Annotated in this window: 12 protein-coding genes and 4 pseudogenes; 6 read left to right on the top strand and 10 right to left on the bottom strand. The window is 41.4% G+C overall.

All coding sequences use genetic code 11. From position 1 onward, the window contains the following. The 4 genes and pseudogenes from IM509_RS18920 to IM509_RS18905 all read left to right on the top strand — a co-directional run. Positions 1-137: pseudogene (locus IM509_RS18920) on the top strand (IS630 family transposase); the annotation flags it as partial. Between the two features lie 506 nt (positions 138-643). Next, a complete protein-coding gene (locus tag IM509_RS18915; protein WP_052276512.1) occupies positions 644-1,414 on the top strand; it encodes a class I SAM-dependent methyltransferase in 771 nt (256 codons plus the stop codon). 548 nt (positions 1,415-1,962) lie between these two features. Further along, entirely contained in the window at positions 1,963-3,642 is a 1,680-nt protein-coding gene (locus IM509_RS18910; protein ID WP_052278438.1) for a diaminopimelate decarboxylase family protein, read from the top strand. 686 nt (positions 3,643-4,328) lie between these two features. Next, positions 4,329-6,140, top strand: a complete 1,812-nt coding sequence (locus tag IM509_RS18905) for a proline--tRNA ligase (RefSeq protein WP_072925197.1) — start codon at positions 4,329-4,331, stop codon at positions 6,138-6,140. A gap of 596 nt (positions 6,141-6,736) precedes the next feature. Here the strand turns inward: IM509_RS18905 and IM509_RS18900 are convergent. The 8 genes and pseudogenes from IM509_RS18900 to IM509_RS18865 all read right to left on the bottom strand — a co-directional run bounded on the left by IM509_RS18900 (position 6,737) and on the right by IM509_RS18865 (position 9,258). After that, positions 6,737-6,847 (bottom strand): type II toxin-antitoxin system HicA family toxin, encoded by a 111-nt coding sequence (locus tag IM509_RS18900; protein ID WP_223211819.1) that lies wholly within the window; start codon positions 6,845-6,847, stop codon positions 6,737-6,739. Then, the gene (locus IM509_RS18895; protein ID WP_052276510.1) at positions 6,840-7,076 is read right to left on the bottom strand and encodes a type II toxin-antitoxin system HicB family antitoxin; all 237 of its coding nucleotides are present in this window, start codon (positions 7,074-7,076) and stop codon (positions 6,840-6,842) included. The genes IM509_RS18900 and IM509_RS18895 overlap by 8 nt, the downstream gene beginning before the upstream one ends. Before the next feature lie 47 nt (positions 7,077-7,123). After that, positions 7,124-7,315: a type II toxin-antitoxin system HicB family antitoxin gene (locus IM509_RS18890; RefSeq protein ID WP_072925204.1), complete on the bottom strand. Its 192-nt coding sequence runs from the start codon at positions 7,313-7,315 to the stop codon at positions 7,124-7,126. Between the two features lie 309 nt (positions 7,316-7,624). After that, a complete protein-coding gene (locus IM509_RS24400; protein ID WP_502882266.1) occupies positions 7,625-7,774 on the bottom strand; it encodes a type II toxin-antitoxin system YoeB family toxin in 150 nt (49 codons plus the stop codon). A gap of 104 nt (positions 7,775-7,878) precedes the next feature. Beyond that, entirely contained in the window at positions 7,879-8,130 is a 252-nt protein-coding gene (locus IM509_RS18880; protein WP_002802114.1) for a type II toxin-antitoxin system Phd/YefM family antitoxin, read from the bottom strand. A 229-nt stretch (positions 8,131-8,359) separates the two neighbouring features. Next, the gene (locus IM509_RS18875; RefSeq protein WP_002786743.1) at positions 8,360-8,569 is read right to left on the bottom strand and encodes a type II toxin-antitoxin system HicB family antitoxin; all 210 of its coding nucleotides are present in this window, start codon (positions 8,567-8,569) and stop codon (positions 8,360-8,362) included. Then, positions 8,553-8,849, bottom strand: a pseudogene (locus IM509_RS18870) (toxin-antitoxin system TumE family protein); the annotation flags it as partial. The pseudogene IM509_RS18870 and the gene IM509_RS18875, both read right to left, overlap by 17 nt. 88 nt (positions 8,850-8,937) lie before the next feature. Beyond that, positions 8,938-9,258, bottom strand: coding sequence for a hypothetical protein (locus IM509_RS18865; RefSeq protein ID WP_052276509.1), 321 nt, complete (start codon positions 9,256-9,258; stop codon positions 8,938-8,940). A 231-nt stretch (positions 9,259-9,489) separates the two neighbouring features. Between IM509_RS18865 and IM509_RS18860 the strand changes: the two genes are divergently transcribed. Next, the gene (locus tag IM509_RS18860; protein WP_052276508.1) at positions 9,490-9,711 is read left to right on the top strand and encodes an AbrB/MazE/SpoVT family DNA-binding domain-containing protein; all 222 of its coding nucleotides are present in this window, start codon (positions 9,490-9,492) and stop codon (positions 9,709-9,711) included. Continuing rightward, a complete protein-coding gene (locus tag IM509_RS18855; protein ID WP_002745094.1) occupies positions 9,708-10,088 on the top strand; it encodes a type II toxin-antitoxin system death-on-curing family toxin in 381 nt (126 codons plus the stop codon). The genes IM509_RS18860 and IM509_RS18855 overlap by 4 nt, the downstream gene beginning before the upstream one ends. Positions 10,089-10,237: 149 nt before the next feature. Here IM509_RS18855 and IM509_RS18850 read toward each other — a convergent pair. Next, positions 10,238-11,344, bottom strand: a pseudogene (locus IM509_RS18850) (tetratricopeptide repeat protein); the annotation flags it as partial. 45 nt (positions 11,345-11,389) lie between these two features. Continuing rightward, positions 11,390-11,504: pseudogene (locus tag IM509_RS18845) on the bottom strand (IS1 family transposase); the annotation flags it as partial.

Below are 11,504 nucleotides of genomic sequence, written 5' to 3'. Positions count from 1 at the left end.
ATGAAAACTTTTCTGACTTTTCTTCAGCCATTTATGAATGTTTGAATGATGCCCATCTGAAACATAAAAAAGAACTGGATTCCTTGCTGACTCTACGATTTCAGAAGTTTAATAAATCTCAGATTATGAACGTCTAAAGTCTACATAAGTAGAAAGGCACAATGGTGGTGATGGTGGTGATTCGGTAGTAGTAATGGCGGCTTAATCCGGCTCTTCGTTACTTGTTATGGTTCGATAGGGGGGCATAAATCGACTAAATCCTTATCTGGCAAAAGATTTAATTGATTAGTTCGCTCTAGATCGAAAACAATTGACAAAAATCAGCAAATGTCTTTCTCTATAAGGGTTTTATCCCTTATAACTCCTGTCCATTGCATAACACAAACCGAAGAACCAGTTAACGCACCTTTTGAGTGGAATACTAGAAACCCTTCTGCGGTAATTATGGCCAAATTGAGGGGGTGTTTAACTGATGGAAGTAGGATAGAGGAGGGTGCGGAACCGCAGGAAGCGGTATGATTAATAAGTACCTAGGCAAAATTATTTACACATGACGATCATTGCCCCGTAAGGGTTTTAGCTCGATCGGGCAGGTAATTAATTTTGCATGACTACTTAGTTAGTCCAGGAATTTTTAGAGAGAATGAAGACCTTAGAAGAAACTATTGCACAGGCTATGGATTGCCAAGATAAGTCAATCTTACCTTTTCTTCCATATATTTTACAGGACTTCTGGGAAATAGGCTCTTCTGCAAATTCTATTCTTAAAATTGTCAAAGCACATACAAATAATTATTCTGAATTAAATGTACTAGATCTAGGCTGCGGCAAAGGTGCAGTCTCGATAAAATTGTCAATTGAACTGGATTGCTACTGCCTCGGAATCGATGCAATACCAGAATTTATTGAAATCGCTAATAAAAAAGCTAGAGAAGAAGCAATTACTTCAAGGTGTAAATTTATTTCAGGAGACGCACGAGAAATAATCAAGACATTAAACCAATTTAATCTAATTATCCTCGGCTCGATCGGTCCTGTATTTGGAAATTATTTTCAAACTATGACTATCTTAAAAAAAAATCTGACAAAAGATGGTCTAATTATCTTGGATGATGGATATTTTGAAGATGATCAACCCTATAAGCATGAATTTATAATCAAAAAAAGTATGCTGTTAAAACAAATCGAGAAAGCTGGCATGAAATTAATAAAAGAATATACAGAAACTGAAATAAATCAAAATGATGAGTATGAAATGCAGTTTAATTATCTTAAGCAAAGATGCCAAGAATTAGCGGTACAATATCCAGACAAAAAATATTTATTTGATCATTATATTGAAAAACAAAGAGCCGAGTATAACAATCTAGAAAATATAATTACTTGTGCAACAATGGTAATTCAAAATAAATAATTTTGGACTAACATCGCCTTCAGTCTGACCCCGCATCATCAGTTGATTGCGATGCCGAAGGCACTGCCAAAAACTCGATGACCGGTTCGAGAAGGCTGGACTCGGCTAAAGTAGGATGGAGGTTCTGAATCGTTTGTATTCTTTCAGGTTAACCCCCCCCCTTCTTTTCTGATACCGATGAGGTTAATTATCATCGGTCAAGCGTCAAAACATCTAGGCTTTGCCTTGATCCCAGTAATGTAAACTTTGATTATAGAGAAAGACTTCTAGCTCCGATCCGATGTTACATTAATAATTGAAGCTAAAAAAAAAGGTTCTTCCTTACTTGGTATGGTTCGATAGGGTGGCATAACGACGATAACAGCGATCGACCTGAACGCTCATATTTCCTAGAGTAGAGAACAAGGGAGTTAGGCAATTGCAACTAAGGTTCAATGCTTCTCCAACCAGTCCCAAGTAGTGGGGGGAAATACCTGAGAATCGATAAACTGATCGCTGTTTGCGGGTGATGCTAGGCGTTGGACAAAAGCGAGATTATAGAAGGGATTATGGAAACTTGGACGCGATCAATTGACATCGAGGAGATAGCAAAACGCCATGGGTCTCCTCTCTACATACTGAACGTCGGTCAGCTTCGTCGGAACCTGTCCCACTTTGTGGAGCTTGTCGGCAGTCCATCTCAGGTTGCCTACCCGATCAAGGCTAATCCGTCGATGGCGATTCTGAATGAACTGGCATCCCTGGGATGCTCCGCAGACTGCTCTTCTAAATATGAAGTTGAGTTGGCCCTTTCTTGCGGATTCCCGTTGAATCGGATCACATACAACAGTCCGGCGCCCGACCACCAGCTAATGGTAGATCTCCTCGATGGAGGCTCAACAGTAGTTGCTGACTCCCAAGCTATATTAGATGACCTTCAACATAAGCTTTATGGCAAGGATTGGAGTGGGAACTTGCTGGTTCGAGTTAACCCAGAAAAACCGGTGGAGTATTTCCACAATACTGATTGGCAGGATCTGGTTTCTCACGCCTCGCCTAACAGTAAGTTTGGCATCCCATCCGAGGAATTGCCAGATGCTCTGGCCAGTTGCAAACTACCTATAGCTGGTTTGCATATCCATATTGGAACTCAGATGGATAATGTATCGGCATTTAATAATTCGGTTCAGTTTATTCATCATTTGAAAAACTTAATCGAAGCCAGCTCGAATCATTGCATGAGAAAACTAAATCTTGGCGGTGGGTTTGGCATTGACTTCCATGACGGGCAACAGTTTCCAACAATCCCAGAGTACACAGAAGCATTAAAGAAACACTTGTTACCCGGTATTGAGTACATAGTCGAGCCTGGACACGCACTGGTTGGTAATGCCGTCGCCTTGTTGACTCGTATCCGCGAGCTTAAGCAGATGCGGGGCAGACGTTGGGCTATTGTTGATGTTGGCTCCGACCAGCTAATCAAGGTGACTCTCCTCTCATGGAGCCACCAAATTATTGATCGCAATCATCGCACCCTGCCTACTCAAGGGAACGATGCTATTGGAGGGCCACTTTGTTTTGCCGGCGATATATTGCTACCATCGACCAATTTAGAAGGCCAGAGTCCTGGGGATCCATTGTTAATCCAACACGCAGGAGCATATTGCTATTCAGTAAGCAATCACTTTAATGGGTTTCACGGGCCCGGGCATATAACCATAGATGAAATGGGTCAAATAGAAACGGCTTACGCTGCTGAGGACGTATTTGCCGATCACAGTTTCTTGGGATTTTCCAGGCCGACGCACCCCCCTTCAGAAGTGCTAGATCATGAAATTGATCTCGATATCATTGAAAGACTAAGCAGTGACTATCTCAAGCAGGGAGAATCTTCAGATGGCTACGCATTTACCAGAGTCCAACTCATAGCGCCAAGAACTTTGCAGTTCATGGTGAAGGCGAAGAGTTCTTTAGGGGCGATATCAATCCCATTCGCCGTCCGCATCGCCTCGGATGCCACAATCATTTCAGCTTTGTATCTTGTCGGCAAACAGGCCAAAGATGTTTCAGTTTGGGGAACAAGAACATATTTGAAGTCAGACACGATAATTCGTACCAGCCAGCCATTGAGACTGGTTGTATATATAGCGCCCAAATCAAGCCTCCCTGTGGATAAGCATACTACTCACCTATCTCACTGGGACCTCGGCAACGGGAAGTTTAAGGGATCGTTCCGATTCACTTTATAAAGTTCTTTTCGTTGCCTTGCTCACGATATTTACACAAGCAGCTCGGCACTGTGTTTCTATGATGCCATCAACTTTTAGCTATCACCTTGAGGGTGGGAGCTTTTTCTTGCTTTAGCGGCAGTTTGTCTTTTTCCCTAGCGGTGATTGCTTCTTTGGTCTGTTGAGTTAGTTAATTCTTCTGCGCTTTCTTTGACTACTGTTGAGGTCACTGCTGCCATAATTTTTGAATAATAAGAGTTATGGTCGGTCAAGCGTCAAAACATCTAAGCTTTTCCTTGACCCCAGCAATGTAAAGTTTAATTAAGAGAAAGACTTCTAGCTCCGATCCGATGTTATATTAATAATTGAGGCTAGAGAGAAAAGCCTCCCTGACAGATCAACTGGCAAGGTTATAAGGTCAAGTTCACAAAGGAGTAAACCCTGTTAAAGTTACATTCTGTCTCGATAACGACGATAACAGCGACCGACCTGAACGCTCATATTTCCTAGAGTAGAGAACAAGGGAGTTAGGCAATTGCAACTAAGGTTCAATGCTTCTCCAACCAGTCTCAAGTTATGAGGGGAAATACCTGAGAATCGGTAAACTGGTCGCTGTTATTGTTTGTCAACACAAGTAATTGATAATTGCAGTCGCTCTCCTTTGATGAGATAATAGAAAGTCTTCTGTTCAAAAGGATATCGATAGGATGCGACTCTCTCAACAGCTTTTTGTCACCCTCCGGGAAGATCCGGCCGAGGCGGAAATCCCCAGTCATAAATGCTTGGTGCGTGCCGGTTACATTCGTCGCATTGGCAGCGGCATTTACGCCTATTTACCCCTGATGTGGCGGGTTTTACAGAAAGTCTCCCAGATAGTCCGGGAAGAAATGAACAAAGCCGGCGCCCAAGAATGTTTACTTCCCCAACTGCAACCGGCGGAACTCTGGCAAGAATCAGGCCGTTGGGACACCTACACAAAAGCAGAAGGGATTATGTTTGCCCTGACGGACCGGCAAAACCGGGAGTTAGGATTAGGACCGACTCATGAAGAAGTAATTACTGCCGTCGCTCGTGATTTAATTCGTTCCTATCGACAATTACCAGTTAATTTATATCAAATTCAAACTAAATTTCGCGATGAAATTCGCCCTCGTTTTGGTTTAATGCGGGGACGAGAATTTATTATGAAAGATGCCTATTCTTTCAATCTCGACGAGGAATGTTTAAAGAAAACCTATCAAGCGATGGATATAGCTTACCGCAATATTTTCCGCCGTTGTGGGTTAGCTTTTCGGGCAGTAGAAGCCGATTCTGGAGCGATTGGCGGTTCCGCATCCCAAGAATTTATGGTCTTAGCTGATGCTGGAGAAGATGAGGTTTTATTTACCGCCGATGAAAAGTATGCGGCTAATGTGGAAAAAGCCGTTTCTTTGCCGGCAGATAAAGTGGCTTCTCCCTTTAAAAAGTTGGCTAAAAAAGAGACTCCTAACACCAACACGATCGAAAGTTTAGCTAAATTTCTCGATTGTTCTGCCACCGCTATCGTCAAAAATGTTCTCTACGAAGTGGTGTATGATAGCGGCATAACTGTTTTAGTTTTACTGCATATTCGCGGTGATCAAGAGGTTAACGAAGTTAAACTACAAAATGAATTAGTTAGACAGGCGAGCCGTTACAATGCTAAAACAATTTTGGCTTTAAAAATACCCGATGCTGCCGCTCAACAGCAATGGGCAACTAAACCTTTACCTTTAGGTTATATTGCTCCTGACTTAGAAGATAATTTGCTCAAAAAAGCCAGCGATATCGCTCCTCAGTTTTTACGCATAGCAGACAACACAGTGACAGACTTAGAAAACTTTATCACCGGTGCTAATGAAACTGGGTTTCATGTAGTGGGAGCTAATTGGGGTCAAGATTTTATCTTACCGGAATTAATCGTCGATCTACGCAAAGCCCGGGTAGGTGATCGAGCTATTCATGATCCTAATCAAACCTTGCAAAGTGCCAGAGGAATTGAAGTCGGTCATATCTTCCAATTGGGCTATAAATATTCTCAAGCCATGAATGCTTTTTATACTAATGAAGCGGGCGAATCTACCCCCATTTGTATGGGTTGTTATGGCATAGGAGTATCGCGTTTAGCACAGGCAGCCGTAGAACAATCCTACGATAAAGATGGCATTATTTGGCCCGTAGCTATTGCCCCTTATCAAGCGATTGTGGTTATTCCCAATTTAGCTGATGCCGAGCAGGTAAAAACCGCCGAAAGTTTATACAATGAGTTAAATCAAGCTGGCATTGAAACCCTTTTAGATGACCGGGGTGAACGTGCGGGAGTTAAGTTCAAAGATGCGGATTTAATTGGGATTCCCTATCGCATTGTCACGGGTAAATCTCTCAAATCGGGTAAGGTGGAATTAGTCGAAAGAGCCAGTAAAAAAGCGTCAGAAGTAGCAATTAATGAGGTGGTTTCCTATTTAAAAACGGCTATTTCAAAGGTAAATGCTTCTGATTAAGTGATTAAATATACAGATAATTTTGCTTGTTTATGGGTCTGATGAGCGAAGATGGCTGGTTTAAGGCATCAAAAACTGTTCCCTGTTGCCACTCAAAGACTTTTTCAGCATTACTGTTTGAGTTTTGGGGGATTTTTCTCTAAAGCAGCTAATAAGTAGGGAGGCACAATTATTTGTAGGATGGGTTAGCGGTAGCGTAACATGAGCGGGGGTTGGGTTTCATGCTTCAACCCAACCTACGTTCATCTTATATTTAATTCCACCCACCTACTTAGGGCTGGCTGAATAATGGTAAAACCTTTTTAAAATAAGGCTTTTGACCTGTTAAAATCCGATGTTGGTGCCAGAATATAGGATTGGGACATTCAAAAACCTGGCATTATTCTTTTTATAGTACATAAACTGGTACAAAAAAGAAGGGCAACAAAGCCTGAAACGACCGACTCCTAACCCCACCAACAAACTTTTTCAGCAAACCCTAACTAAGACTTGCTCCAGTGGAATATGAGTCAGAAAAAATGTTTTTCCTTCCGAATCTCGCAAAGCTTCTAGATAGGTATCAATTCCTCGCGGTTCGGGCCAATTTTCAACATCTGCTAAATGCAAAGCAATTTAATGTGACTTCCTCGTTGACTGTGAATAGTAAAGCCAAATCGAGCGAGAATTTTGATCACGTCTTTGCCTGATAGTTGTTTCAGTTTAGGCATATTCAGGCTGTAACTCAACCGTAATCTGTAGAGAAGGTTTGGCAACTAGACCAAACTCACTAGGCTCTTCTCCTTCTAAATATAATAAGACAGCTTCTTTGAGATTATTAACCACCTCATCTAAGGTATTTCCCTGGGTCACAACCGAAATTTCCGCGCATTCGGCTACATATTCTTGTTGTTCACCAGAATAAATAATTGCCGTAATTTTTGAACTTAATTCAGCCATAATTGCTCAGATAAAATTCGTTTTGAGTGTAATATAGTATATTTTTGCTATGGGGAAATAGCCTGAAAAATTGGGAGAGATTTGTCTCGTGCAGTGTAGTCTTCGATAAGTAGATCTAGGACTTCAAGGGCATTTTGTAGGGCTGCATTGTAGGTTTCACCCTGGGTATGAGCATAGGGGCCAAATTCAGGGAGATGGGCGATAAATTTGTTGTATTGTTGTGACCATTGAATAAAAATACTATAGTGATAATTGGCTCTTCTGGTTTCTGTGTGGAAACGGGGTCTATACTGATAGTTTCTTCAGCAAAATAGTCCTCAAAGTCTTTCTAGGTAAATATTTCACGATTCTATAAGCAAAAATTATCACACAAAGTCGAGAAGAGCCGATAATTCATGGGTTGTCTCCTTGATTTAATTTTGCTAGTTCCTGAAGTGCATTTCTTACGTCTTTTTCCCGGTAGCGATCAGCATCACTACTATCTTTGCCTGACAGGGGCAAGCTATATTCTAAACGGGGATGAATTCAGACATTATGACCGCTCTTACCTAATCTCCATAGTGTGTTTTAGTACGAATAATCAGAATAGTTTGATCGTCTTCATAAATTTTATAAAGCAGACGATCTTTTCTATTTAGGCGATAGGAATACAAGCCTTCTAAATCGCCTTTTAAGGATTTGCCAATATAGGGATTAATTGCAATTATGTTAGTTAAAATTTATTGAAGTTTGACTTTTTGTTTTTGGGTGAGTTCGTCGGTATCTTTTCGCGCTTGTTTAGAAAAGACAATTGTGTAGGTTGTCATCCAAATACTTGTTCCATTATCAGGGTTTCTCCTGCGGCATATTCTCGTCGTGCTGATGCAATATGTTGTAATAGTTTGGAATCTTGCATGAGTTCGGAGGTTTCAGCTAAGGATTCCCATTCTTCTTGAGTAATGAGAATATAACTGCGATTTTCACGAACGATCACTACTCCATCGGGTTCTTTTTCAGTGCGATCACAGAGTTCTTCTAGGTTGGCTTTGGCGTAATCAACGGTGACTTGATACATAAATCGCTTACGGTTTGTGGGGATTACTCTTATAATAAAGCAAAAGATGTTTTCATGATTTATTTTGGGCTTTTTGGTTCTGATCGAGAAGAAGGCGATATAACAACTTCAGTAATGATTTAAGCCGTAACTTGCATAATGTTTATTTTGGCTTTTCCGAGATCATGGTGTAAAATGTTCTATGAACGGTTAAATACTAGGAGATATTACTGAACTGAGAATATTTGGGCTATGCGGAAATAGCCTGGAGAGGTGGGAGAGATTTGTCTCGTGCAGTGTAGTCTTCGATAAGTATATATAGAACTTCAAGGGCATTTTGTAGGGCTGCATGGTAGGTTTCACCATGGGTATGAGCATAAGGGACAAATTCAGGGAGATGGGCGATAAATTTGTTGTCTTCTTCTGACCATTGAATAAAAATACTATAGTGATAATTCATTGTTAATATCCTCAATTTCTTGAAAAACTTCTTCTAAAAAAGGAGCTTTTGAGCTTACTATATTATCTTCATGTCGATCATGCTTATGATGAGGAAATGAAGGAAAATTAAGTTTTTGATGATGAGGAGCATTATCATAACGGAAAATTAAATCACCTTTTTGATTGATATAGTGGTAAGAATATTTGCCTCGGTTTATGCTGATCTCTACTTCGACAAATTCTCGAATATAGAGCCGAGAGCCGTCAATAAAGGTAATATTTCCTCTAATAAAACCGAGACTCTCTGTCCGTTTTTATGTGTCAAGTTCAAAAGTTTGGATCATGGATGAGTTTGTGAGAAGTTTTCTAATTCTCTCAAAGTAAGTCTCAATCAACAAATTCAATCTCCTTAATGATGGCTATTTTTTGCTGTATTTTGTCAAGCATCCATGATTCTCCTAACCATTCATCAAAATCTTCACTGTGTTGTAATTGATCGTTGGTAAACAAATCAACAAACTGCTCTGTTGACCATTGATATTGGGTTTCAAATTCTTTTAAGCGAGCTTGAGTTTTTTGTAATCCGCTTTCTAAGTCCCGTAGCCGATTATTCAGATCGATTTTAATCATTGATTTAAGCGATTCTGGTTGACTAGAGCGCAGTTTAATCAGGTTTGTTGAGTTTGATTCTAGCGGTTGGGTTTGCATGGTGATTTTTTCTTGTCAGTGTTAATTTAGAGTAAAAAATGATTGCCACTCCATTGGGTTCTTTTGAGGTTTATTTTGGCTTTTCCGAGATCATGGTGTAAAATGTTCTATGAACGTTTAAACAGTGGAAGATATTACTAAACTGGTGCTTATCTTTAATTGTACTGCTTCTTATTGCAACTGTTGTTGCGCTAGTGACGCAGCGACTACAAACAACGATGAGGTAAAAAAATGAAGCTCAAAATCTGCAAAATCGGCAACTCATTAGGAGCCTCTTTCCCCAAAGAAGTTCTCGACAAACTCCAGGTGGGAGAAGGAGATACGATATACGTCACCGAAACGCCAGACGGGGTACAGTTAACCACCTACGACCCAGAATTCGAGCAAATTATGAAAGCAGCTTCTCAAGTTACCCGCCGCTATCGCAACGCCCTGCGGGAATTGGCCAAGTGAGCGAAATCATCTGGATTAGTGAACAAGCAGCCAGAGCAATTCACCACCAGCAACTCGCTCTCTTTGGCGGAGCCGAAGGCATCCTCGACCTAGGAAAACTCTCCAGCGCCCTCGCCAGACCTCGCCATCTCCACACTTACAACCCCGATGTCAGCCTGTACCAATTAGCCGCCGCTTATTGCTGGGGACTGGCAAAAAATCACCCCTTTGTGGACGGCAACAAGCGCACCGCTTTCGTCGTCATGGCGACTTTTCTCCAAGTTAATAGCATTGAGTTAATCGCTCCAGAAGCCGAGGTGGTGGCAACTATGCTGGCGGTGGCGGCTGGCGAGATGTCCGAAGAAGAACTTGGTGCTTGGCTTCAAGGCATAAATTGAATAAAGTGGAGGATTTCTGGAAGTAAATAAGAACGAAACAAAATAATACTCCCGTATCGCATAAAATCATAATTCTAAGCCTTGCTTGCGATATTTTTCTAGTAGTTGCTGTTTGATGTTCATGTTTTTTATTCTTCCTTTAAAAAAAGCTAATTTTGTCTTAGGTTACGCAACATTTCCACCATTTCGGGGGGAAAGCGTTGGCTTAATTCCTCATCAGGAAGTTGAGAAAGCATCAGATTATAATTATTTTTTACTGTTTGCGTGTTAGGGTGATTTTCGCCTAGTGTGGCTATCAAAATAGCAATCGCTCTTTGATAGAGAGGTTCTGCTTCTGTGTATTTCCCTTGAGACTGATAAAGATCCGCCAGATTGTTGAGACTGTTGGCCACATGAGGATGCTCTGCTCCTAATTGCTTTTCCCGAATCGCCAGTGCTCCCAAATAGAGGGGTTCTGCTTCTGCGTATTTCCCTTGATCATAATAAAGACCAGCCAGATTGTTGAGACTGTTGGCCACATCAGGATGCTCTTTTCCTAATTGCTTTTCTGTAATCGCCAGCGCTCGCAAAAAGAGAGGTTCGGCTTCTGCGTATTTCCCTTGAGAATCATAAAGTAACGCCAAATTGTTGAGACTGGTCGCCACATCAGGATGGTCGGAGCCTAATTGCTTTTCCGTAATCCCCAGCGAGTGCAAAAAGAGAGGTTCTGCTTCTGCGTATTTCCCTTGAAAATCATAAAGTAACGCCAAATTGTTGAGACTGGTCGCCACTTCAGGATGGTCGGAGCCTAATTGCTTTTCCGTAATCCCCAGCGAGTGCAAAAAGAGAGGTTCTGCTTTTGCGTATTTCCCTTGAGCGCAATAAAGATTCGCCAGATTGTTGAGACTGGTCGCCACAGCAGGATGCTCTTTTCCTAATAGCTTTTCCCGAATCGCCAGCGAGCGCAAAAAGAGAGGTTCTGCTTCTGCGTATTTCCCTTGATCATAATAAAGACCAGCCAGATTGTTGAGACTGTTGGCCACATCAGGATGCTCTTCTCCTAATTGCTTTTCTGTAATTGCCTGCGCTCGCAAAAAGAGAGGTTCTGCTTTTGCGTATTTCCCTTGAGCGCGATAAAGTTCCGCCAGATTGTTGAGACTGGTCGCCACATCAGGATGATTTTTGCCTAAGCGTTGTTCACTCAGAGTTAAACAGCGTTCACAATAAAGAACCCCTTGCTGATAAAGTCCCTGCGCTCGATAAAATGCACTTAAGCCATAAAAAGACCACGTTAAATCGGCGTTGCTGAATTAAGCTATGAATCAGTAAGGAATAGGCACTTCTTGAAACTTCAGATAATGAATTAATAAACGAATAGAGTATCCTAACATTTCTGTAGACTTAGAATAGCAGAGTGTTTTGCGATGCAATCGGGCT

This window comes from Microcystis sp. M31BS1, assembly GCF_020245285.1.
Classification (GTDB): domain Bacteria; phylum Cyanobacteriota; class Cyanobacteriia; order Cyanobacteriales; family Microcystaceae; genus Microcystis; species Microcystis panniformis.
The sequence above is the reverse complement of the archived record's forward strand: the minus strand, read 5'-3'. Positions and strand labels throughout refer to the sequence as shown.

Excerpts from the sequence above, each read along its gene's own strand:
- IM509_RS18915 (WP_052276512.1), top strand. The coding sequence starts at position 644 with ATGAAGACCTTAGAAGAAACTATTGCACAGGCTATGGATTGCCAAGAT.
- IM509_RS18910 (WP_052278438.1), top strand. The coding sequence starts at position 1,963 with ATGGAAACTTGGACGCGATCAATTGACATCGAGGAGATAGCAAAACGC.
- IM509_RS18905 (WP_072925197.1), top strand. The coding sequence starts at position 4,329 with ATGCGACTCTCTCAACAGCTTTTTGTCACCCTCCGGGAAGATCCGGCC.
- IM509_RS18900 (WP_223211819.1), bottom strand. The coding sequence starts at position 6,847 with ATGCCTAAACTGAAACAACTATCAGGCAAAGACGTGATCAAAATTCTC.
- IM509_RS18895 (WP_052276510.1), bottom strand. The coding sequence starts at position 7,076 with ATGGCTGAATTAAGTTCAAAAATTACGGCAATTATTTATTCTGGTGAA.
- IM509_RS18880 (WP_002802114.1), bottom strand. The coding sequence starts at position 8,130 with ATGTATCAAGTCACCGTTGATTACGCCAAAGCCAACCTAGAAGAACTC.
- IM509_RS18875 (WP_002786743.1), bottom strand. The coding sequence starts at position 8,569 with ATGAATTATCACTATAGTATTTTTATTCAATGGTCAGAAGAAGACAAC.
- IM509_RS18865 (WP_052276509.1), bottom strand. The coding sequence starts at position 9,258 with ATGCAAACCCAACCGCTAGAATCAAACTCAACAAACCTGATTAAACTG.
- IM509_RS18860 (WP_052276508.1), top strand. The coding sequence starts at position 9,490 with ATGAAGCTCAAAATCTGCAAAATCGGCAACTCATTAGGAGCCTCTTTC.